We start from the raw sequence: 24,449 nt of genomic DNA, 5'->3' as shown, positions 1-24,449 counted from the left end.
ATGTTGATGCGTTTACGTGAAATTGTCGAAAAAGTTGCGATGGCGACAAGTTTGACTGATGCGCTAGAAGTGTTGGTGGATGAAACCTGCAAAGCAATGCGAACCGATGTGTGTTCGATTTACTTGGCTGATCACCCCCGCCAATGCTATTACTTAATGGCAACCCGCGGGTTAAAAAAACCTAGCGGGATTGCTATTCGCCTTGGCTTTGATGAAGGTGTTGTTGGCGCTGTTGGGCGTCAATCTGAAATGCTAAACCTCGCTGATGCTCGTGAACACCCTCAATATAAATACCTTCCTCAATTAAAAGAAGAGCAGCTTAAAGCCTTTCTGGGTGTCCCTATTGTTTATCGACGTCAATTATTAGGCGTGCTTGTCGTTCAGCAAAGAGAAAAACGACTGTTTAATGAGACAGAAGAGTCTTTCATGGTGACGTTGTCGATGCAGCTTGCCGTGATTTTATCACAAGCACAAGCCAAAGGGATTTTTGGGCAGTATCGACAAAATAGAATTAAAGCTATTCCTGTTTCTCAGGGAATATCAATGGCCTATGGTTGGCAAGACAATTCACAGCCCTCTTTTGATAGCATCAGCCAAACCAGCGCCATTGATATCGATAGTGAAAAGCAACGTTTAATCGCCGCCTTAGAAAGTGCAACGGCAGAATGCCGGAGGATCAGCAAACGCTTTATGGCGAGTTCTGCAAAAGAAAGCGCAGCAATTTTTGACCTTTATAATCATTTGCTTAGTGATCCTCAGCTTAAAAAACATCTATTTACAGCCATTGATGGCGGAGCCGCTGCTGAATGGGCGGTGAAAACGGTTATTGAAAACTATGTTGAGCAATTCTCTCGTTTACGTGATCTCTATTTAAGAGAAAGGGGCGCAGATCTCAAGGCGTTAGGTCAGCGTTTATTATTTCATCTTGATGATTCGTTAACGGCGAATGAACAGTGGCCCGATCGCTTTATTTTAGTGGCTGATGAACTCAGTGCCAGTGTGCTTGCTGAGTTGCCGATGGAGCAGCTCGCGGGTGTTATTGTCCGTGATGGCGCAACGCACTCGCATTCAGCAATTTTAATCCGAGCAATGGGTATTCCCGCCATAATGGGAGCGGATATTGAACCGTCTCTACTACATAATCGCCATTTGATTTTAGATGGTTACCGTGGTGAGGTTTTCATTGAGCCCGAAAACCTAATTATTCAGGAATATCAGCAGATTATTGAAGAAGAGAATGTGATTAGTCGTTTGGCTGAGGGAACTTTAGAGCAAGATGCAACCTTAATAGGTGGTGAACAAATACAGATCCACCTAAACGCAGGGTTAAGTCCGCGCTATGAGCAGCAAATTAATACAGGAGTTGATGGTGTTGGGCTATACCGTACAGAATTACCGTTTATGCTGCACAATGGTTTTCCTTCAGAAGATGAACAAAAACAGCTATATAAAGAAGTTTTACAGTTATTTCCAACAAAGCCTGTCGTGCTACGTACCCTTGATATTGGGGCAGATAAGCAGCTTCCTTATATGCCTATTAGTGAAGAAAATCCAAGTCTAGGTTGGCGAGGGATCCGCATAATGCTTGATCAGCCTGAGATTTTTTTAATTCAATTAAGGGCGATGCTACGGGCTAATGCATTATCTGGAAATTTACGCATTCTGTTGCCTATGGTGACCAGTATTAATGAAATAGATGAAGCTATTTCATTAATAAAAAGAGCGAAAGGAGAGGTCAGCCAATTGCTTGGACAGCCAGTAAAAATGCCACAAATTGGTGTAATGCTTGAAGTACCTTCGTTGTTATTTTTGTTGCCAGAGATAAAAAAACGCGTAGATTTTATTTCTATTGGTACCAATGACTTTACACAATATTTACTTGCTGTTGACCGCAATAATACACATGTTGCTGCGCTATATGATAATCTTCATCCTGCTGTTATTCGCTTTCTGGCGAAGGTCAGTGAAGAGTGTCAGCGTTTGGCGCTTCCTGTCAGTGTGTGTGGTGAGATGGCAGGCCAGCCACTCAGTGCTATGATATTAATTGCCCTTGGTTACCGCTCTTTAAGTATGAGTGGGCGAAGTGTTCCGAGGATGAAGTACCTTATTCGTCAACTTGATCCTGAGCTAATGACTGATTTGGTAGATAAATTATTAATGGCAGAAACATGTGAAAATGTTCGAAAAGAAGCGAGCCACTTTATGGAAATTCATCGCTTAGGTGGGTTTGTTCGTGGTGGAATTTAGCTTCCTTATTTTTGCGTGTTTGCGGTTAAATTATTATATTCGAGTATAAGTTACCATACCTTTTGTTGTATGCTTTTGCGCGCATTCAAATGCGTTGACGTGTATTGGATATTTTATAGCCAGCCAACTATTGGCTTAATCATTAAAAGTGGGGAACGATGAGTAACAGCTACTTAGCATTTCCGGAAATTGATCCTGTTATGTTCTCAATTGGGCCAGTATCGTTGCACTGGTATGGTTTTATGTACCTTGTTGGTTTTGTTTTCGCATTATGGTTAGCAGGGCGCCGTGCTGCAAAACCAAATAGCGGCTGGACTAAAAACGAAGTTGAAAACCTACTATATATTGGTTTTGTGGGCGTATTTGTTGGTGGTCGTCTTGGCTACGTATTTTTCTATAACCTCCCTGTTTTCCTTGATGATCCGCTTTATCTCTTTAAGGTTTGGGATGGCGGGATGTCCTTTCATGGCGGCTTAATTGGGGTGATTTGTGCCATGATGTGGTTTGCACATCGTACTCGTCGCCGTTTTCTTCAAGTTTCTGACTTTGTTGCTCCGTTAATCCCGTTTGGTTTAGGAATGGGGCGTATCGGTAACTTTATTAATGGTGAATTATGGGGACGTGTAACCCTTGATACGCCTTGGGCTTTCCTATTCCCGCATTCACGCAGCGAAGATATTCAATTGGCTGCGCAGGACCCTTCTTTATTACCGATTTTAGAGCAATATGGTGTATTACCAAGGCACCCTTCACAGCTGTATGAAATGTTCTTAGAGGGTATTGTCTTATTCCTTATCCTGAATTTATTTGTTCGTAAACCAAGGCCAATGGGGAGCGTTTCAGGGTTATTTTTAATTGGTTATGGTGCGTTTAGGATTATTGTTGAATTCTTCAGGCAACCAGATGCCCAGCTTGGGTTATTTAGCGGTATTAGTATGGGGCAAATTTTATCTATCCCAATGATAATTATTGGAATTTTAATGATTGTATGGGCATATAAATATGGTCAAAATGTCCCTGCGCATAAACCAGAAAAAGAGCCTAAAGGTAGTTAAATCACCTTGTTGTTGAGGCTAGCTTAGTATTTTAAATACAATAATTTAATTGAAAATAAGGTATTTAGTTCTAAGCTTGCCAGTTAAGTTATTTCGAATAAGAGAGCCACTATGAAGCCGTATTTAGAGTTATGCCAACGTATTATTGATGAAGGGCAATGGGTTGAAAACAAACGCACGGGCGTTCGTTGTTTAACTGTAATTAATGCCGATCTTGAATATGATGTTGGTAATAATCAGTTCCCTTTGATTACGACTCGTAAAAGCTTTTATAAAGCGGCGATTGCTGAGCTACTGGGTTATTTGCGTGGTTATGATAACGCAGCACAATTTCGTGAAATTGGTTGCAACACATGGAATGCAAATGCGAATGAAAACCAAGCTTGGCTGAATAATCCTCATCGAAAGGGGGAGGATGATATGGGCCGTGTTTATGGTGTTCAAGGTCGCTCATGGCAACGCCCAGATGGCACCCATCTTGATCAACTTCAAAAAGTGGTTAATAACTTAAAAAATGGCATTGATGACCGTGCGGAAATCATCACTTTCTATAACCCAGGTGAATTTGAAATGGGGTGCCTACGTCCTTGTATGCACACTCATACATTTTCGCTGTTAGGCGATACGCTGCATCTAACATCATATCAGCGTAGCTGTGATGTCCCGCTCGGCTTGAATTTCAATCAAGTACAATGCTTTGTTTTACTTGCATTAATGGCACGGATTACGGGTCATAAAGCAGGTAAGGCCTATCATAAAATTGTAAATGCACATATTTATGAAAATCAGTTACCGTTGATGAGAGATGTGCAATTAAAGCGTGAACCATTTCCTTCTCCTTCATTAACAATTAACCCAAAAATTAAAACGTTAGAAGATATTGAAACATGGGTAACAACAGATGACTTCACACTTGATGGGTATCAGTGTCATGAAGCTATCAAGTATCCATTTACTGTTTAATTATTCTCTTTCATAACTATGGTGGCTTGAGATGATGAGCCACCACCTGCCCTATTCTTGAATACATATTTCTCCTCCTTGAGTTGCTTACACTTTACTGGTGTATTTTATTTTGTTTTTCCTTGAGTAAAAAAACTCCACTTTTTTGGATGCTATCTATGATTTTGCGAAGCGTTTCGCAAATTGATTTAAACTCAAGTCAAAAGCATTCATTTTTTTGGGAAGAACTATGTAAACAGAAAAACATTTACTCGTTATGTCCGCTTTTTTTAGCGAGATTCCTTCTCTATATGCATGGAGGGGGTTTATGAAAATCAAACTGGATCAAACTCAGCTAGGTTTTACATTAATAGAGATATTAGTTGTGCTATTTATTTGTTCTTTGACTGCTTTTTCGGGGCTGCATTCTTGGCAACAACACATTGAGCAACAACGGCTCATTGATACTGCGAGGCAACTGACTGAGTTTATTTATCAGCATGTAAAAGAAGGAATTTACATGAATCGACAGCAAACTCTTTTTGTAAGATCAGGAAAAGCTGACTGGTGTATGTCCATCAAAGATTCAAACACACATCAAGAGGTAGGGAATATTACATCTGATAAATTTCAGGGAATTGAACTGGCTAGCTCAACTCGTACTTCAGTCGAGTTATATGGGAAGCAAGGCACCAGCCGCGCATTTAGTTTTCAGTTAAAGAATAAAGATAAGGTTATTTCTATTTATATGTCTGCTTTAGGGAGAGTTAGAGCCTGTTCACACTTTGGTATGGCAGGGATACCTAAATGTTGACGCTGGTAAATTGCTTAAATAAGACAAGGCAAAAAGGATTCACATTAATTGAAATGTTGGTTGCAATGGTAATAAGTAGCCTTATTTGTCTCGCTGTTATGAATAGTATCCCTTCAATCTTTAAGCAAACTTACCGCGCTTATTTTCAATATCAAATAAATAGGGACGTCAGGCAGGTTTTACTGAATATGGAAAAGGACTTTAGGCGCATTGGTTATTGCCGCAATTCTAGTTGTCTGGGAGAACCAATAATGATTAGCGCTAAATCGTTAAGTGAGGGAAAAAATACGTGTATCATTTTTGCCTATGACCAAGACTTATCAGGTGAATGGGCGGCTGTTAAGTCAAAAAAAAGAGAGACAGACTATTTTGGCTATCGGCTAAATAATGGAAAGTTAGAGTCAAACCGAAATGTTAGGGATTGTAGCGGAACAAGTTGGCAGTCATTATTAGATGCAAAATTGGTTACAGTAAAAAAATTAGCTTTTAATTGGATTGAAGGTACTCAACTACTTGAAGTTATTATGAGTGTTGAAACAAGGTTATTAGCTGGACAGCTTTTTGATTACAGAATCTCAGTAAAGCTTAGGAATTTATAATGGCAAAAATGGACAGCCAAAGAGGTAATATTGCTTTAGTGATGACAGTTATTTTAATGACTATGAGTTTGTTATTAATGAGTTCTCTTCATTTTTTTCAAAGTCGAGCTTTAGATGAGTGGCACAAAGAAACTAAATATTATCACACGTTTAACCGAGCGGAATCCGCGTTAGCGTGGGGTTTAACGCTACCTTGGGAAATAAATACAAAGAAAAAATGGGTTTGTCAGCAAAACGTAACACAAAATTGGAAAAGCTGCTTAAAGCCTTATGGCCGCTCAACTTCTATTTTATCAGGTCAAAGTTCTTATAAAGATGGTTTAGATATTAAAGTGTACCAATGGGTTGAATGGGATCCTCTGAAGCAGAGAGTTACTCCCCGTAAGAATGGCTGGTTAGATTACTGTCCTGTTCAACAAAAAGGATTTTGTTTGTGAAAATACAACAACCAGGGTTTGCATTAATAGAATCAATGATAGCTATGGTGGTTTTTGCTATCCTGCTTATCGCTTTGCTAAACTATACACAATATATCGTATTGAATTTTAATCAATTATATAAGAGTTCAATGGCTGTCAGGGAATTGCATAGTGCATTAGAAAAACAACGAATACTGGTCGATGAAATTTCGAAGACGGAAAGGTCTTTCATTGATACAGATTTACGATACTCTGTTGGAAAGATTGAGCAAAGTTACCGCTACCCAGCGGAGTTTTGCACTGAGTTGATGGTTTCATTACTTATTCCTAGGCAGCGGCTTTCGCTTAGCCGTTGGTATTGCTCAATAGGAGAGCGTCATGTTTCAAGTCTATCATTCTAACCAATTAGATTTGTTAAAAGAGCTCATTGCTCATTTAATGAAAAATGAGCCTTTATCTCATCCCTTTGAACAAGAAATCATCTTAGTGCAAAGCCCTGGAATGTCTCAGTGGTTACAGATTGAACTCGCAAAGCAATTCGGGATTGCCGCAAATATTAACTACCCGTTACCAGCGACGTTTATATGGGACATGTTCAGGCGTGTGTTGCCTGAGATACCGAAAGAAAGTGCGTATACCAAACAAGCAATGACATGGAAATTGATGACAATTTTACCCAAGGTTATTGATGATGAAGAATTTGAACCATTAAGACATTATCTACAACATGATACCGATAAACGAAAACTTCATCAGCTTGCGGGAAGGGTTGCAGACCTATTTGACCAATATCTAGTCTATCGGCCACAATGGATTGAAAAATGGCAACAAAATGAGCTAATAGAAGGGCTTAGTACTAATCAGCTATGGCAGAAAAGGTTGTGGCTATGTCTTGTTGAATACTCAAATGAATTAAATCAATCACCTTGGCATCGAGCTAACTTATACGAAAATTTTATTGATAAGCTGAGAAGTACACCTTCTTTAGGGAAAATGCTTCCTAAGCGTATTTTTATTTGCGGAATTTCATCACTCCCACCTGTTTATCTTCAAGCGTTGAATGCCATTGCGGAGCATACCGACATCCATTTAATGTTTACAAACCCTTGCCGTTATTATTGGGGGGATATTCAGAGCGCTTCTTTTTTAGCAAAATTACAACAAAGAAAATTACGTCATTATCTTGATAAACATGAGATATCGCGTTTTAAAATTGAAGAGCATGTACCTCATCTATTTAATGATGAGGGGGAGCAGGATATTGCGAATCCGCTACTGGCCTCGTGGGGGAAGCTTGGTCGAGATAATTTATATTTTATTTCTCAAATTGATACAGCAAATGAAATTTCTGCTTATGTTGATACAAATAGAGCGAGCCTGCTAGAAAATATTCAGCAAGATATTTTAGATCTTGAGGATCACGCACAACTTGGTACGACAATAGAAAACTATAAAACAAGTCAAGGAAAAGGGCTAATACATAAAGGGGATAATTCTATTTCGTTCCATTTGTGTCATAGCGCCCAACGTGAAGTTGAGGTGTTGCAAGATCATCTGCTGTCTATTTTTGAAGAAGACCCATCATTAACGCCAAGAGATGTCATTGTTATGGTGGCAGATATAGACAGTTACGCACCGTATATTCAAGCTGTTTTTGGTAATACAACATCTTCACACTATATCCCTTTTTCTATTTCTGACAGGAAAGCATTACAAGCTCACCCAATTTTGCAGGCGTTTATCACATTGTTAGATTTGCCACAAAGTCGGTTTTCTACGGAACAAGTACTTAGTTTACTTGAGGTTAAGGCTTTTTCTCAGCGTTTTGGGATTGATGAAAGTGAATTAAGTTTGCTACGACGTTGGGTGAACGAGTCAGGGATCCGCTGGGGGCTTGACGACGATAATGTACGTTCATTTGCTTTACCCGTTATAGGGCAAAATACGTGGCAATTTGGTTTAAGTCGAATGCTATTGGGGTATGCCATGGATAGTCGAAATGGCCCATGGAATGGTATTTTGCCTTACGATGAGTGTAGTGGGTTAGCTGCTCAACTAGCAGGGAAATTGGCTTTATTAATTAATACATTAAGAGAATGGCGTGCCATATTAGCGTTAGAAAAAACGCTTAATGAATGGAAAGAGCTTTGTCAGCAACTTATTGATAGTTGTTTTATAGTTGATAGTGAAACTGAGCTCGTCTTAGCCCTTTTAACCAGCCAATGGCATCAAATTATTGAAAATGCGATGGTGTCAGGTTATGAAGAATCAATTTCACTTCGTTTGATTAGGGACGAGCTTTCAGTACGCTTTGATGATGAAAAAATTAGTCAGCGCTTCTTAGCAGGAGCCGTTAACTTTTGTACATTGATGCCAATGCGTTCTGTTCCATTTAAAGTCGTGTGTTTGCTGGGGATGAACGATGGAGCCTATCCACGAAGTATTCCACCATTGGGTTTTGATTTAATGGCAGAGAAGCCTGCAAGAGGGGATAGAAAGCGTCGGGATGATGACCGTTACCTCTTTTTAGAAGCGCTAAATTCAGCAAGTAACCAGCTGTATATTAGCTATATCGGGCTTTCAATTCGAGATAATCAACCATGCAATCCATCTGTCTTAGTGACGGAGCTACTCGATTATATTTGTCAAAGTTTCTGCTTAGAAGGTGATGAGCTACTCAATATCGATGATAGTTCTAAGCGTCTAAGATCCCATCTGGTTATTCAACACAATCGGGTTCCTTTTGCGAAAGAAAACTATCTTCCTCAAGACCCTTATCAAAGTTTTGCTAAAGAGTGGTTACCTGCAGCGAAGATGACAGAGAGTGTAGACACCTCTTTTTGCTCAGTTCTTCAAGATCCAGAAGAAAAAATTACGCATATTTCTTTAGAGCAGCTTTTACGTTTTTATCGTCATCCTATTCGTGCATTTTTCCAGCAACGTCTGAAAGTCCATTTCTCAATTGAAGATACCGAGCTCCCCGAGGAAGAACCTTTTATCCTTGGGCGGCTACAACGCTATAAAATTAACGACCAAATTTTAGATTTGCTCGTCAAAGAGGAAAGCCCTGATCCTTTTTATCATGCACTTAAAGCATCAGGGCAGCTGCCAGCGAAACAATTTGGTCAGCTTGTTTGGGAACAACAACTTAACGAGATTATTCCATTAGCTGAAAAAATAAAAGATTATAAAGTTCAAACGTTTGATTATCCGATAGATTGTGAAATTGAAGGGATCAAATTAACAGGGCAACTTCAGAATGTGCACGAAGCAGGTATATTACGTTATCGTCCAGCTTATCTAACTGCGAATGATGGAATGCAGTTATGGATTGAGCATCTTCTTTTTAATGCTCAAGTTGGCGAGGGAGAGAGCATTGCATTGGGGCGCGATAACAGTATTTGGCAGTTTTCATCCATCGAAAAAGACGATGCGTTAGGTTACTTAAAAAGCTTAGTAAAAGGTTATTGTGAAGGGTTAAACTCCCCATTAATTCTTTTAAACCAAAGTGGTTGGAGTTGGTTAAATGCATGTTTTGATAAAAAAACGAAGCAATATGATTTCGTTTCAGAGGATAACCAACAAAAAGCACTATCAGCCTTAATTCAAAGTCTCCAAGGGAGTTCGATGAAAAAAGGCGAGATAGAAGATGATTACGTGTTGAGGGCTTGTAGAAACTTGAATAGTACAATGATTCAATCGCTGTTACAGAATACTCAGCGTTTTTTACAGCCAATGACTAAATATTTAAAATAACGGGAGTGCATTATAGGATGCAATATTTATCCAAAAAAATCGCCCAACTATTCTTATTATTCATAGTATTAGGGTGTGGTAGTGCTATTGCCGCTCAACCATTATGGCAATTGTTACCTGAGACGATTAATAAGAGTGAGAGCGACCCTCGCGAGTATAAGGCAATAAAACTGAATAACGATATGACGGTTTTATTGGTGTCTGATGCTAAAGCAACAAAATCATTAGCGGCTGTTTCTATACCTGTAGGAAGTATTGAAAATCCAGATAGCCAGCTAGGGTTAGCTCACTATTTAGAACATATGGTATTGATGGGCTCTAAAAAATACCCAGAACCAAGTAGCTTTTCTGAATTCTTACAAAAACACGGCGGTAGCCATAATGCCAGTACTGCACCACACCGAACAGCATACTATTTTGAAGTGGAGAACGGCGCATTAAAAGAAGCGACTGATAGATTAGCTGATGCATTAGCAGAGCCGTTATTAGATCCTACTAATGCAGATAGAGAGCGTAATGCAGTTAATGCAGAATTAACGATGGCGCGTTCTCGCGATGGAATGCGTATATGGCAAGTACGTTCTGAAACACTAAACCCACAACATCCTAACTCTCGTTTTTCTGGCGGTAATTTAGATACATTAAAAGATAAGCCTAACAGTAAATTACAGGATGAACTTGTTGGTTTTTATAAACATTATTATTCAGCGAATTTGATGAATGGTGTTCTTTATGGTGATCAATCAATTGAATCTCTTGCCAATATAGCGCAAGAAACGTTTGGTCGTATTCCTAATTTTAATGCCAGTGTTCCTGCCATTAATACTCAAGCGGTTACGGATAAAGAAAAAGGCATTATTATTCATTACGTGCCAGCGCAGCCACAAAAGGCGATTCAAATTGAATTTAGTATTAAAAACAATATGGCGGATTTTCGCAGTAAAAGTGATAGCTATATTAGTTACCTACTTGGGAATCGTAGCCCTGGAACATTAGCTGATTGGTTAATTTCGCAGGGTTTAGCTGAAGGAATAAGCGCATCAGCATCACCAAACGCGGATAGAAATTATGGTTCTTTCTCGATTTATGTCACTTTAACGGATAAGGGGTTACAGGAACGAGACCAGATTATTGCCGCTATTTTCTCCTATATAGAGCTAATCAAAAATGATGGTATAAGCAAAAGCTATTTTGATGAAATTGCAAAAGTGCTTAACTTATCTTTTCGCTATGGTTCGGTTGTTAGGGATATGAACTACATCGAGTGGTTGTCTGACCAAATGATCGATGTTCCTGTTAATCATGTGCTTGATTCTGATTATATTGCAGATAAATATGATCCCGCAGCCATTAAGCAACGTCTATCCGAGTTGACCGCAAAAAATGCAAGAATCTGGTTTATTAGCCCTGATGAACCAAGCAATAAAAAAGCGTATTTTGTTGAAGCGCCCTATCAAGTGGATCAGGTCACGCAAAAACAGTTTGAAAATTGGGATAGTTTAGAGTCTAAAATGCACTTTAAACTGCCAGCATTAAACCCTTACATTGCGGATAAACTACCCTTAATTAAACCTGAAAAAGCTTATAAACACCCTGAGTTTATTTATCAAAATGGAAATACTCGTGTGTTATATATGCCAAGCCAATATTTTGCTGATGAACCTAAAGCAAGTATCACATTGTCTTTACGTACAAAGCTAGGTAATCAGAGTGCGAAAGATCAAGTAACAGGGGCATTACTGCAATATATTTCGTCATTAAAAATGGATGAGCTGCAATATCAAGCATCCGTTGCGGGTATGTCTGTTTCTGTTTCACAAGATATTGGTTTACAGCTCAATGCGAGTGGTTATACGCAACATTTACCAGAACTCTTTTTATCAATGACTAAGCTGTATTTAAGCTTTGAGCCAACAGAGCAAGAGTTAGCACAGGCAAAATCTTGGTATAAGGAACAAATAGCCGTTGCAAATAATGCTAAAGCTTATGAATTGGCAATGCAGCCTCTTCAGCGCATTAATAGCGTACCTTACTTTGAACAAGAGCAACGTCTTGCTGAGTTGGGCAAAATATCGTTAGGTGATTTGACTCATTATCGTCAACTATTGGTGAAAAGCGCAGCATTACAAGCCCTCGTTTTCGGTAACATGAGTGAGTCGCAAAGTATCAAAACAATTCAGGATGCTCAAAAGTTATTACACAGTGAGGGTACTGAATGGTGGCGTGGTGATGTGGTTGTTATTGATAAAAACTATTTAGCTGACTTCCATAAACAAGGGAATAGTACCGATAATGCACTTGCTGAAATCTTTGTCCCAGATGGCTATAGTCGCATAGATGGCGCAGTGCTGTCAGGTATTTTAGCGAAGGTTATTCAGCCTTGGTTTTATGATCAATTAAGGACTAATGAACAGCTAGGTTATGCGGTATTTGCATTTAAATCTGGCTTAGGTGACCAGTGGGGAATGGGCTTTTTATTACAAAGTAATGCCAAGACACCCGATTACCTTAACATGCGCTATCAAGCGTTTTATGCTCAGGCATTAGATAAACTTAAAAAGCTGCCAGTTGAAGAGTTTAGTCAGTATAAACAATCAATTATTACTGAAATGAACCAGCCACCACAGACATTTTATGAAGAGCTTGGGCGTTATTCATCAGACTTCTCACGTAATATTTTTAGTTTTGACACCCGTGAGAAAGTTTTGTTGGCTTTAGGGGCTGCAACGAAAGAGCAAGTCATTGAATATTACGAAAATGCAGTCATTAGGCGAAAAGGGCTAGCATTAACATCTCAAGTCATTGGTCAAGGCGTGGATGCGAAGTCTGGTTTTGCTCAACTGAAAGATTGGGTGTTTTACCCAACAGCTTCAGAGTTACAAAAGATTTTGCCAATAAAGGAAGATGCTGAGTGAATAAAGTGCAGGTAGAGTCCCAACTATTAAATGTATTTTCTTTACCATTAAGTGGACAAAGATTAATAGAAGCTTCTGCGGGAACAGGGAAGACATATACTATTGGTATACTCTATCTGCGGCTTTTATTAGGTCTAGGGGGGGGAAATGCGTTCCCTAGACCGCTTAGCGTTGAAGAAATATTAGTGGTGACATTCACTGAGGCTGCAACAAATGAATTACGTGGACGAATACGTCAGCGAATTCATGAAATGCGTTTGGTTTGCTTAAGGAATGGCGTTGGGTTTGAATCTCAACCTGAATATTTGGAGTTGCTTGGTGAGCTTTCAGGTGAAGAACAATTAAAATTTGCACAAGAGTGGTTATTGGCGGCTGAACGGCAAATGGATGAGGCTGCTATTTATACTATCCATGGGTTTTGCCAAAGGATGCTAGTGCATAATGCATTTGAATCTGGTGTACTCTTTGAGCAAACAATGATCCAAGATGAATTTCCAATTCAAAAGCAAGCCTGTGCAGACTTTTGGCGACGCCACTTTTATCCGCTTGATTACTCAATGGCTAAAGTCGTGCAGTCCGAATGGAATGGCCCTGAGTCTCTTTTAGCTGAAATAAGGCCTTTCTTACAAGGGGATATGCCGCTTATTATTAATCAGCCTAGGGTTCAAGAGTCTTTGGAGGAACGGCATCAGCGCATAATTTCCCTTATTGAATCGGTGAAACTATCTTGGCGAGAAAATGCAGGGGATTTTGAAAAACTCATTACAGGCTCTGACGTTGATAAACGAAGCTACAGTTCTCGTTTTTTACCAGGTTGGTTAACCAAAATAGGCCTGTGGGCGGAAGAAATCACCCAAGATTATGATCTTCCAAAAGATCTTGTTCGTTTTTCTCAAACGGTATTACATGAAAAATCAAAAAGTGGGCAGGGCCCTGAGCATGCGGTTTTTCAGCAAATTGAGGTGTTACTCACTCAATCACTCACGTTGAAAGATATTGTGATCCCATTGGCGATTTCAGAAGTTAGGCAAACTATTGCTGATGAAAAACATCGTCGCGGGGAAATGGGGTTCGATGATCTTTTAACGCGTTTAGACCGTGCGCTGAGTCATGATGGTGGTAAGTTCTTAGCACAGACGATTAGCCAGCGTTTTCCTGTTGCAATGATTGATGAGTTTCAAGATACAGATGCACAGCAATACCGTATTTTTCAGCGAATTTATCAAGGTGTTGATAATACAGCTCTTTTATTTATTGGTGATCCGAAACAAGCCATCTATGCCTTTCGTGGCGCAGATATTTTTACCTATATTGAAGCGAAAAAAGAAGTTAGCGCTCACTACACATTAGAAACCAACTATCGCTCATCACAAAGTATGGTTGAAGCCATAAATCGTGTGTTTAGCCATTGCCAATCGCCTTTTATTTTTGAACAAATTCCATTTCAGCCCGTTAACTTTGCACAACAAAATGTAGGGAAAAAACTGGTCAACAGAGGTAATGAGGTAAAAGCTCTCACTTTTTGGCAGTTAGATGCAGAAGCTGTCTCTGTTTCTGAATATGAATATGGAATGGCGAAACAATGTGCAGCGCAAATTGCACAATACCTGCAAGGTGGGCTCGAAGGTAAAACATACTTCGTGAATAATGAGCAACAGGTTTCAGTTTCCGCTTCAGATATTACCGTATTGGTACGCAGCCGCCGTGAAGCAGTATTAATTAGAGACGCCTTAAATCAGCTAAATATTCCTTCAGTTTTTCAATCAAATAGGGAAAGTGTATTTTCAACACCTGAAGCGAGGGATTTATTGTGGCTGCTACAGGCAGTGTTGACTCCTGAAAAAGAGCGCGTGCTACGAAGTGCATTAGCGACAGGGATTTTAGGGCTAACCGCCAAAGAGATTGATGAACTCAACCATGATGAAAAAGCATGGGAAAATCTCGTTGATGAATTCTCTCGCTATTCTACCGTCTGGCAAAAACGAGGTGTATTGCCAATGTTGAGAATGATAATGTCACAGCGCCATATTGCTGAAACATTATTATCTGCAATTGATGGTGAAAGGCGTTTGATGGATGTTATGCATATCGGTGAGCTATTGCAGGAAATGTCAGTTCAACTTGAAGGTGAGCACACACTAACGCGCTGGTTAGCACAACAAATTGCTCATCCCGACCACCAATCGGACGCGCAGCAGATGCGCTTGGAAAGCGATAAGCACCTTGTTCAAATTAGTACAATCCACAAGTCAAAAGGCCTTGAATATAAAATTGTGTGGTTACCTTTCGCTAGCAATTTCTTACCGCAATCTAAAGGCTTATATCATGATAGGAATGATTATGGTACGAGGTTAGATTTAGAAGATAGTGAAGAAACCGTTATTTTAGCAGATGAAGAACGTTTAGCTGAAGATCTCCGTTTGTTGTATGTAGCATTAACTCGTGCAATTTACCATTGTAGTGTCGGTATTGCTCCGTTAATAAAGGGAAATAGAAAGAAAAGTGGTGAAACGGATTTACATTTATCAGCCCTTGGCTACGTTATCCAAAAAGGAGAGCCAGGTGATCATCTGCTGCTAAATAGTATGTTAAATGAGATTGGCAATGAGATTATTGACGTTATTCCTATTGGTCAGTTTGAATCCGAAAGACTTGTGTTAGACAAAGAAACTCATGGCGATTTAATGGCGAGGGAACTAACTCGTTACTTTGATGATCACTGGCGGGTAACCAGCTATTCAGGGCTTAGTTATGGGGCTAGCCATTCAGAAGATGGGCAAACAGTCTCTCCGTTACAGTTTGCAAACTCATTGGCACCTAAAATGGATGTCGAAGTGAGTATTGATCTCGAACAACAAGACGATGAAATCGATAATATCTTAACTCCTCATCAGTTTCCTAAAGGAGCATCACCAGGAACTTTCCTGCATACCTTGATGGAGGAAATTGGCTTTAGCGAGCCAGTTTCACTCGAGTGGTTAACTGAAAAGCTTGAAGGTTCGGGGTTTGATGTTAAATGGGCGCCCATGTTGCAAGAATGGCTAAAAGCAATCGTAGATGCTCCCCTTTCTGACGACGGGCTTTGTTTATCCGTATTGCCGCTACAAGATCAGCTTGATGAAATGCAGTTTTATTTGCCCATTGACGCCATCATTAATGCGAAAAGCTTAGATAACGTAACGCATCGCTATGATCCGTTATCTAAGCAATGTCCGCCATTGAATTTTGAAAAAGTGCAGGGGATTTTAAAAGGCTTTATCGATTTAACTTTTTATTGGAATGGAAAATTCTATTTACTTGATTATAAATCGAATTACCTTGGTGAAGATGCTTCATTCTACACGCAAGAAGCGATGGCTGAAGCAATGATTGACCACCGCTATGATTTACAATATCAATTGTATTCCTTGGCGCTACATCGCTATTTAAAACAGCGCTTACCTGACTACGATTATGAAACGCATTTTGGTGGTGTGTATTATCTCTTTTTAAGAGGAGTTGATAGCGTTAATTCACAGAATGGTATTTTCTTTTATCGCCCAGTAAAAGCGTTTATTCAAGCTATCGATCAACTGTTTAGCGATACACCTGTTAAGGAGGCATGCTAATGAAATCTCTTTTTAATCGAGGGATTGAAGAGCGAATTTTTATGCCTTTAGATGTGCAATTTGCTTACAGTATTGCTGATGAAAACAATCCCATTTTATTGGTTGTTGCTGCGCTTTTGAGTGCGGAAACCATGACAGGACATGTGTGTTTAGCATTATCTGACGTGACATTGGATAACCTATTTTCAGGGCGTCATCAAGAGCTTGCAAATGATTTTTGGCAAAGAATGGGGCAGCCTGACAAAAAAACACTTTATCAAGCTGTGCAAAATGCACATGCGGTCTCTTTAACATCAGAAAATAGCCTCTCCCCGTTATTGCTTTCGGGGGATTATTTATATTTTCAACGTATGTGGCAGTATGAGCAGTGTGTTGCTCATTTTTTCTCTAACAGGTCAGTGAAAAATAGTCAGAATCAACAAATTCAATCCGTGTTAGATACTCTCTTTCCTATTTCAGAAAGTATTGATTGGCAAAAAATTGCAGCAGCAGTTGCTGTAACCAGTCAGGTTTCCATTATTTCAGGGGGGCCAGGTACGGGAAAAACCACGACAGTTGCCTGTATACTGGCTGCTTTAATTAAGCTGGAAATGCAAAAAGAGAATCAGTTAAAGATTGAGCTGGCGGCTCCAACAGGGAAAGCCGCAGCAAGGTTAACGGAATCCCTTGGTAATGCGATGAAAGGCATGCCACTGACCGAAAAAGAGCGTGAGATTTTGCCAAGTCAAGCAAAGACGTTGCATCGATTATTAGGGGCTCAACCAGAAAGTCAACAATTTCGCTTTAATCGCAATAATTTATTGTCATTGGATGTCTTAATTATCGATGAAGCATCGATGGTTGATTTACCGATGATGGCAAAATTGATTGAGGCACTACCCGAACAGGCAAAATTGATATTTCTAGGGGATAAAGACCAGCTTGCATCAGTAGAAGCAGGGGCGGTACTCGGAGATATTTGCCAGTTTGCAGATATTGGCTATAGTCCTGAAAGAGCGAAGCAATTGGCAGAAATTACAGGTTATTCATTAGGTGAATACTCGTCGGTTGAAGGCCCTGTTATTCGTGATAGTTTGTGCTTATTACGCAAAAGTTATCGTTTTTCAGCGCAATCAGGTATTGGGCAACTCGCTTTTGCTGTTAACGACGGCAATTCCACTCGGGCTCAAAAGCTGTTAAACCAAGGGTTAGTGGATGTGCATAATTATGTACAAGAAACCGCAGATGATTATGTGAAAATTTTATTTGATGCTTCAGCTTGCTATGAAGATTACTTACTTGCGGTGAAAGCAAATAAAACGCCTGAAGAAATTTTATCTAAGTTTAATCAATATCGGTTGTTAACCGCGCTAAGAGAAGGGCCTTTTGGTGTCGTTGGGCTAAACGATAAACTAGAAAAGCTACTTCATCGTCAAGGGCTAATCAATCGGCCTTATAATCATTTGAATAAACATTATGCAGGTCGGCCTATAATGATCAGCCGTAATGATAGCCCATTAGGGCTTTTTAATGGCGATATTGGCATTATTTTACCTGATGAAGAAGGCGCACTTAGAGCTTATTTTCAGTTTCCTGATGGGAGTATTCGCGGAGTTCAGCCAAATCGACTTCCTTCACATGAAACCGCTTATGTGATGACGGTTCATAAATCACAAGGTTCGGAATTTACTCATACCGCATTCGTTTTACCCCAATTATATTCACCCGTTATTACTCGGGAATTGGTATACACCGCAATCACCCGAGCAAAAAAAGAACTTTCCCTTTATAGCAACCCGAAGATATTACGTCGGGCAATCGAAACACCAACAAAACGCCGTAGTGGGCTAACGAGACAGTTAGTGTAACCATGACAAGTGATAGTATAGGTAATAAAACTACTTAACTTGTTAATAATAATGATTTAAAGGTAATGATATGGATAACCAGCAAGAGATGACCGCAGTAACCATTACGTTAAATGCGAGATTAGAACCTGTTAGGCGTGCAGATTTAGAAGATGCATTTGATGAAGTCATGAAAAGTCTGGGTAAGGATATTCATGTCACAGGTGGCGGCACACTATTAGGTGATAATGGCGAAGCACAGGAATGTGATATTGAATTGGCCATCGCTGACGCAAGTGATGAAAATATTAGCATGATAATCCAGCTATTTACCTCAATGCTAGCGCCAAAAGGGTCTCGTTTATTTATTCATGGTGAAGATGTTCGTATCGACTTTGGTGAGCACGAAGGTTTAGCCGTTTATTTTAATGGTACAGAGCTTGCTGATGAAGTTTATGAAAATGGGGACATTAACGACGTTTTTGATGTATTAGATGAAGCTGTTGAAGACATCGGCAGTATTCACGGTGTGTGGGATGGCCCAACAGAAACCGCATTCTACTTCTATGGTAGCTCTTTTGCTGAAATGGAAGCGGCAATAAAGCCACATTTAGAGGCCAATCCACTTTGTGAAAAAGCAAGAATTGTACAGATTGCTTAATTAAGTCGATATTAACGAGTTAATTATATGCCCCCAAATTAGACATCCATGCATAATTTGGGGTATTAACTGCACTAACCAACACTTATTTTATTGCAAATAGGGACGGTTACTTATCAGATTGGCTCTTTAGCTCCAAGATCAAAATTTTAGAACGGCGCTGGTAATTATATAAAGCTTGCTTTTTCAGTGGCAGCATCTCAATTTCAGCAGGGGTAAAACCACGCTCTTGAAACCAATGGATACTACGAGTCGTTAATACAAATAGTTTATCTAAGCCTAATTGTTTCGCCTGTACTGCAACGCGGTGAAGTAGCTCCTCTCCTCGAGCAGAACTACGGTAATCAGGGTGAACAGCAACGCAAGCCATTTCCCCTAGTTTTTCCTCTGGGTATGGGTAAAGAGCAGCGCAAGCTATCACTAAATTGTCTCGTTCAATAATCGTGAATTTATCGATTTCCATTTCAAGTTGTTCCCGTGAGCGACGAACAAGTATTCCTTGCTGCTCTAAAGGGCGAATTAGTTCTAAAATACCCCCAATATCATTGATATTTGCACGGCGAATTTGTTCAGCACTTTCCATTACGATTTGAGTACCAATACCGTCACGAGAGAATAATTCTTGAATAAGCGAGCCATTTTCTTGATAGCTTAATAGGTGGCTACGACGTACCCCACGGCGGCAAGCTTTTGCTGCGCCACGCAAGAAACGTACAGTTCCAGAGTAGTAATCCCCTTCAGATTCAAGTTCTTGAATTCTATTTTCTGCTTCATTTGGGAATAATTCAGATAAGATATTACCCTCTTTATCTGCGACACCTTGAGAAGAACAGAATCCGATCAGTTTTTCGGCCTTCATTTTTACAGCGAGTTGAGTCGCAATTTCTTCTGAGGTCAGATTAAAACTTTCCCCAGTAACGGAAACCGCAACAGGGCCAATTAAAACAATAGAACCATTATCTAATTGATTATTAATGGCTTCTTCATTGATGCGGCGAATTCTCCCACTGTGGCAGTAATCAACACCATCATCGATACCAAGTGGCTGTGCAATGACAAAATTACCACTGACCACATTAATATGGGCACCTTGTAATGGTGTATTACTTAAACTCATTGATAAGCGAGCGGTAATATCAAGCTGTAATGCACCAGATGCTTGCTTAACATATTCAAGTGTATTCGAATCAGTCACACGGGTATGTTTGTGGTAAACCGCATCATATTTGTGTTCTGCTAGAATATCCTCAATCTGAGGACGAGCGCCATAGACCACAATAATTCGGATCCCTAAACTATGTAATAATCCTATGTCATTGACAATACTTGGGAAATTTTCATGCGCAATCGCTTCACCACCAAGCATAATGATAAAATTTTTGCCGCGGTGGGCGTTTATATAAGGTACCGAATGGCGAAACTCATCAACCAACTCGGTGCTGCGCTCTTTCATAACAACCCTCTTTAATGAATTTTTATTCGTTAATAATGTATTTTTATTCTTTTTGGCGAAAAATATCAAGTAAAAGATGGTATAAAAAATAACAAATATATTTTTAAGAGTTACATATCTTTAAATATAAATGTGTATTATTAATGACAGAGAGCACATGATTAGTTAGAGTGCTTATTTCTGGCCAATTAATTGGCATATAGTCTAATATCAATTTATTTTTCAGTTCTAGGTTCGGAATTATTGATGAGTCAGCAAGATCACAGCCCATCTAAGCGTCGTTTTATTCAAGGCGCCGCCGCAGTTATGTTACTGAGCGTTAGCCCATTCGGTTTTTCTGCTAATAGCAGCGTGATTGCTGTGCGTATTTGGCCTGCATCGAGTTACACTCGTGTAACGCTTGAATCAAGCGTTCCGCTAAAGTACCGCCAGTTTGTGCTGAATAACCCAGAGCGGATTGTTGTTGACCTTGAGGGCGTACAGTTAAATAACGTACTTAAGCAGATGGGAACTCAAATTCAAACACGTGACCCTTATCTCAAATTAGTCAGAGTGGGGCAATTTGATCCTAAAACCGTACGCCTTGTTTTTGAAGTGAAAAATAAAGTGACCCCACAATTCTTTACCATGTCGCCTGTGGGGGAGTTTAAACACCGCTTAGTCCTTGATTTCTATCCAGGCAAAGGTGTGGATACTAGCGATGATCCATTATTAGCATTACTCGAGGACTACAATAAAGGTGACCTCGAAGAAAGTATGCCTGCGCAAGCGAAAAAACCAGGTAAAGCAGGGACGGATCGCCCAATTATTATTATGATTGACCCTGGGCACGGTGGGGAAGACCCAGGTGCGATAGGGAAATATAAAACACGTGAAAAAGATGTTGTCTTGCAGATTGCACGGCGCTTAAAAGCGTTGATTGATAAAGATCCTAAAATGCGTGCTTACATGACACGTAATGAGGATGTGTTTATTCCTCTTAAAGTGCGTGTTGCAAAAGCACGTAAGATGCAGGCTGATTTATTTGTTTCAATTCACGCAGATGCATTTACTAATCGTTCAGCACATGGCTCATCGGTTTTTGCATTATCGACTAAAGGAGCTACCAGTAATACGGCTCGCTACCTTGCTCAAACTCAGAATGAGGCCGATTTAATTGGTGGTGTAAGTAAGAGTGGTGATGTGTACCTTGACCACACAATGTTGGATTTAGTCCAGACAGCAACGATTAATGATAGTTTGAAATTTGGTGATGAAGTACTCAAACGTATGGGGAAAGTCAACCGATTACACAAAAATAAGGTTGATCAAGCTGGATTTGCGGTACTCAAAGCACCTGAAATTCCATCAATATTAGTTGAAACCGCGTTTATCAGTAACTTGGAAGAAGAGCGTAAGCTGAAAACGGCCAAGTTCCAACAACAAATGGCAGAGTCTATCTTTGAAGGGGTAAAAGCTTACTTCCGCAATGGTGGTGAGTTAGCGATCCGCAACTAACCATAACGAACGGTAAATAAACAGGTGATAAGCAAAAGCGAGTCGCCTTTTTTATTTGTAAAAATAAAGGTGGTGATTAATATTTTTGAGAGTGTGGTGCTAGGGGAAGAAATGGTTGCGGGGGCTGGATTTGAACCAACGACCTTCGGGTTATGAGCCCGACGAGCTACCAAGCTGCTCCACCCCGCGACTGAAGAAGTAAAAAAATTGGTTGCGGGAGCTGGATTTGAACCAACGACCTTCGGGTTATGAGCCCGACGAGCTACCAAGCTGCTCCATCCCGCGACTGAATTCTTTACAACGTTTTGATTTTTTTTACTACTTTACTGATTAAATCAGTATTGGTTGCGGGGGCTGGATTTGAACCAACGACCTTCGGGTTATGAGCCCGACGAGCTACCATGCTGCTCCACCCCGCGTCCGATAGCGGGCACTATACTCGGGATGAGATCTGATGCAAGTTTTTTCGTGTTTTTTTTTCATTTTTAGCATTCTACAGAACAAAATACGCACGTTATGTTTATTTTTTGAACTTTGCGGGGGTGGCAAAGAAAAATAATTTAACTAAATATGTTTACTCGTTTCATTCCCATTTTGGGTTTGCTATTGTGCGTTGCATATTGGATTGTGGGTTGTATTTGGATGGTGGAGCATGAACTTAGAATTAATGAAGGTAATTAATATGCTATCGGTGAAAAAATGGTCAATAGTAAATAAGTGGATAGTCACAGGTGTCTTTTTTTCATTGTTGGCAGGATGCCAAACTCACCCAACGGATAAAGGCCAACAATACAAAGATGGTCGTCTTGTTGAAGACTTACAGAAAGTTAATCAGGTAAATGTTCAAGGCAAACCAATAAATGCACCTGACTTTAATCAGCAGATCGTTGAAATTAAAAATGCATCTCCGCGTTTATTCCAAAATAACCGTGACACTTATCATGCGATTGAAAATTGGTTAATGGCAGGTGGAAACCCCGCACAGCTCGCCAGCTTCAATTTATCGGCCTTCCAAATGGAAGGGGCTGATAATTACGGGAACGTTCAATTTACGGGGTATTACACACCTGTTATTGAAGCAAGACGTTCACCACAAGGGGAATTTCGCCATCCATTATATGGAATGCCCCCAAAAGGGAAATCGCGGTTACCTAGCCGAGCAGCTATCTATAATGGCGCGTTGAGTAATAACCTCATTTTGGCTTACAGTAATTCCGCTGTAGATAATTTTATGATGGAAGTTCAAGGGAGTGGCTATGTCGATTTTGGTGATGGTAGCCCGCTGAATTTCTTTGGGTATGCAGGGAAAAATGGCCACGCGTATAAAAGTATCGGTAAAGTTCTTGTTGACCGTGGCGAAGTGCCATTAAGCCAAATGTCTTTACAAGCTATCCACGATTGGACAAATAGCCATAGTGAGCAAGAAGTTCGTCAATTATTGGAGGAAAATGCATCGTTTGTTTTCTTCAAACCGCAATCTTTTGTACCAGTAAGAGGCGCTAGCGCAGTTCCGTTGATAGCAAAAGCGTCAGTTGCGTCAGATAAAACCTTGATCCCAGCAGGAACGGCATTGCTGGCGGAAATTCCTGTTTTAGATGGTAATGGTAAATTTACGGGGCAATACGAAATGCGTATGATGGTTGCCTTGGATGTAGGGGGAGCGATTAAAGGCCACCACTTCGATATTTACCATGGAACAGGTCATGACGCAGGCAAAATGGCTGGTTTTTATAACCATTATGGACGCGTCTGGGTGCTGAAAAAGAGTCAGCCCCTTTTTGGTGCAATGTAATTACCGTTTTAACTAAGGTTGTTTGTTATTATGCAAACTAAGCTTTCAGATGCTTGGATGCAGCGTTTTGCTGGGATCGGGCGTTTATATGGGCAGAAAGCCCTTCATCTTTTTGCGCGCTCTCATGTCTGTGTTGTCGGTGTGGGTGGTGTTGGTGTATGGGCAGCTGAGGCATTAGCTCGTTCTGGAATTGGTGCAATCACCTTAATTGATATGGATGATATTTGCGTCACGAATACTAACCGTCAATTACATGCTATTAAATCAACCGTTGGCTTACCGAAGGTTGAGGTGATGAAAGCGCGGATTTTGGAGATTAACCCAGAGTGTGTGGTGAATGTCATTGATGATTTCATCACAGTCGATAATGTCGCTCAGTACTTCAGTACGGGGTTTGATTACGTTATTGATGCAATTGATAGTGTTCGGCCTAAAGCTGCACTACTGGCTTATTGTAGGCGATTTAAAATCCCTGTAGTCACAACTGGTGGGGCTGGTGGTCAAATAGATCCCACACAAATACAAGTGGTGGATCTGGCGAAAACCATTCAAGACCCATTAGCGGCAAAGCTTCGTGAGCGGTTAAAGTCGGACTTTAATGTGGTTAAAAATGGTAAAGGCAAGCTAGGAATTGATTGCGTGTTTTCCACGGAACAGCTTGTTTATCCACAAAGTGATGGCACTGTCTGCGCAGCAAAAAGTACTGCAGAAGGCTCAAAAAGAATGGATTGTGCATCAGGTTTCGGGGCCGTCACCATGGTCACAGCAAGTTTTGGCTTTATTGCTGTGGCGCATGCGTTGAAAAAAATGATGGCAAAAGCCCAAAGAATTGTAGAAAAAAACATTAAATAGTGAAGAGGCTATT

16 protein-coding genes and 3 tRNA genes are annotated in these 24,449 nt (G+C 40.2%); 15 read left to right on the top strand and 4 right to left on the bottom strand.

The window, feature by feature from the left end; all coding sequences use genetic code 11:
- The 12 genes from ptsP (at position 1) to PR808_RS17500 (ending at position 18,842) form a co-directional block, all read left to right on the top strand.
- Positions 1–2,247, top strand: coding sequence for a phosphoenolpyruvate--protein phosphotransferase (ptsP, locus tag PR808_RS17555; protein ID WP_272539800.1), 2,247 nt, complete (start codon positions 1–3; stop codon positions 2,245–2,247).
- A gap of 158 nt (positions 2,248–2,405) precedes the next feature.
- Positions 2,406–3,302: a prolipoprotein diacylglyceryl transferase gene (lgt, locus tag PR808_RS17550; RefSeq protein WP_272539799.1), complete on the top strand. Its 897-nt coding sequence runs from the start codon at positions 2,406–2,408 to the stop codon at positions 3,300–3,302.
- 111 nt (positions 3,303–3,413) lie between these two features.
- The gene (locus PR808_RS17545; RefSeq protein WP_206083719.1) at positions 3,414–4,265 is read left to right on the top strand and encodes a thymidylate synthase; all 852 of its coding nucleotides are present in this window, start codon (positions 3,414–3,416) and stop codon (positions 4,263–4,265) included.
- A gap of 307 nt (positions 4,266–4,572) precedes the next feature.
- Positions 4,573–5,058 (top strand): prepilin-type N-terminal cleavage/methylation domain-containing protein, encoded by a 486-nt coding sequence (locus PR808_RS17540; RefSeq protein WP_272539798.1) that lies wholly within the window; start codon positions 4,573–4,575, stop codon positions 5,056–5,058.
- Positions 5,052–5,657, top strand: a complete 606-nt coding sequence (locus PR808_RS17535) for a prepilin peptidase-dependent protein (protein ID WP_206083721.1) — start codon at positions 5,052–5,054, stop codon at positions 5,655–5,657. Before PR808_RS17540 ends, PR808_RS17535 begins: the two co-directional genes overlap by 7 nt.
- Positions 5,657–6,094: a YgdB family protein gene (locus PR808_RS17530; RefSeq protein ID WP_206083722.1), complete on the top strand. Its 438-nt coding sequence runs from the start codon at positions 5,657–5,659 to the stop codon at positions 6,092–6,094. The genes PR808_RS17535 and PR808_RS17530 overlap by 1 nt, the downstream gene beginning before the upstream one ends.
- On the top strand, positions 6,091–6,477 hold the full coding sequence (locus tag PR808_RS17525; protein ID WP_272539797.1) for a type IV pilus modification PilV family protein: 387 nt from the start codon (positions 6,091–6,093) through the stop codon (positions 6,475–6,477). The genes PR808_RS17530 and PR808_RS17525 overlap by 4 nt, the downstream gene beginning before the upstream one ends.
- Complete coding sequence (recC, locus tag PR808_RS17520; protein ID WP_272539796.1) at positions 6,455–9,832, top strand: exodeoxyribonuclease V subunit gamma; 3,378 nt, start codon at positions 6,455–6,457, stop codon at positions 9,830–9,832. The genes PR808_RS17525 and recC overlap by 23 nt, the downstream gene beginning before the upstream one ends.
- A gap of 17 nt (positions 9,833–9,849) precedes the next feature.
- Complete coding sequence (gene ptrA, locus PR808_RS17515) at positions 9,850–12,747, top strand: pitrilysin (protein WP_272539795.1); 2,898 nt, start codon at positions 9,850–9,852, stop codon at positions 12,745–12,747.
- The gene (gene recB, locus PR808_RS17510) at positions 12,744–16,355 is read left to right on the top strand and encodes an exodeoxyribonuclease V subunit beta (protein WP_272539794.1); all 3,612 of its coding nucleotides are present in this window, start codon (positions 12,744–12,746) and stop codon (positions 16,353–16,355) included. The genes ptrA and recB overlap by 4 nt, the downstream gene beginning before the upstream one ends.
- Entirely contained in the window at positions 16,355–18,202 is a 1,848-nt protein-coding gene (recD, locus tag PR808_RS17505) for an exodeoxyribonuclease V subunit alpha (protein WP_206083727.1), read from the top strand. The genes recB and recD overlap by 1 nt, the downstream gene beginning before the upstream one ends.
- 70 nt (positions 18,203–18,272) lie before the next feature.
- Complete coding sequence (locus PR808_RS17500) at positions 18,273–18,842, top strand: hypothetical protein (protein WP_206083728.1); 570 nt, start codon at positions 18,273–18,275, stop codon at positions 18,840–18,842.
- 109 nt (positions 18,843–18,951) lie between these two features.
- On the opposite strand, the gene argA is transcribed toward PR808_RS17500, so the two are convergent.
- Complete coding sequence (argA, locus tag PR808_RS17495) at positions 18,952–20,295, bottom strand: amino-acid N-acetyltransferase (RefSeq protein WP_206083729.1); 1,344 nt, start codon at positions 20,293–20,295, stop codon at positions 18,952–18,954.
- 246 nt (positions 20,296–20,541) lie between these two features.
- Between argA and amiC the strand changes: the two genes are divergently transcribed.
- Positions 20,542–21,792, top strand: coding sequence for an N-acetylmuramoyl-L-alanine amidase AmiC (amiC, locus tag PR808_RS17490; protein ID WP_206083730.1), 1,251 nt, complete (start codon positions 20,542–20,544; stop codon positions 21,790–21,792).
- A gap of 112 nt (positions 21,793–21,904) precedes the next feature.
- On the opposite strand, the gene PR808_RS17485 is transcribed toward amiC, so the two are convergent.
- The 3 genes from PR808_RS17485 to PR808_RS17475 all read right to left on the bottom strand — a co-directional run bounded on the left by PR808_RS17485 (position 21,905) and on the right by PR808_RS17475 (position 22,211).
- Positions 21,905–21,981 (bottom strand) — tRNA-Met (locus tag PR808_RS17485).
- A gap of 19 nt (positions 21,982–22,000) precedes the next feature.
- Positions 22,001–22,077 (bottom strand) — tRNA-Met (locus tag PR808_RS17480).
- A 57-nt stretch (positions 22,078–22,134) separates the two neighbouring features.
- Positions 22,135–22,211 (bottom strand) — tRNA-Met (locus tag PR808_RS17475).
- Positions 22,212–22,474: 263 nt separating this feature from the next.
- On the opposite strand from PR808_RS17475, the gene mltA reads away from it, so the two are divergent.
- Both mltA and tcdA read left to right on the top strand, forming a co-directional pair.
- Positions 22,475–23,584: a murein transglycosylase A gene (gene mltA / locus PR808_RS17470; protein WP_206083809.1), complete on the top strand. Its 1,110-nt coding sequence runs from the start codon at positions 22,475–22,477 to the stop codon at positions 23,582–23,584.
- Between the two features lie 30 nt (positions 23,585–23,614).
- Positions 23,615–24,436 carry a tRNA cyclic N6-threonylcarbamoyladenosine(37) synthase TcdA gene (gene tcdA, locus PR808_RS17465; protein ID WP_272539793.1) on the top strand — a complete coding sequence of 274 codons (822 nt, stop codon included), beginning with the start codon at positions 23,615–23,617 and terminating at the stop codon, positions 24,434–24,436.
- Positions 24,437–24,449 lie beyond the last annotated feature (13 nt).

It is taken from the genome of Providencia sp. PROV197 (genome assembly GCF_028479625.1).
In the GTDB taxonomy this organism is placed as follows: domain Bacteria; phylum Pseudomonadota; class Gammaproteobacteria; order Enterobacterales; family Enterobacteriaceae; genus Providencia; species Providencia vermicola.
This window is presented reverse-complemented; position numbering and strand designations above follow the sequence as displayed.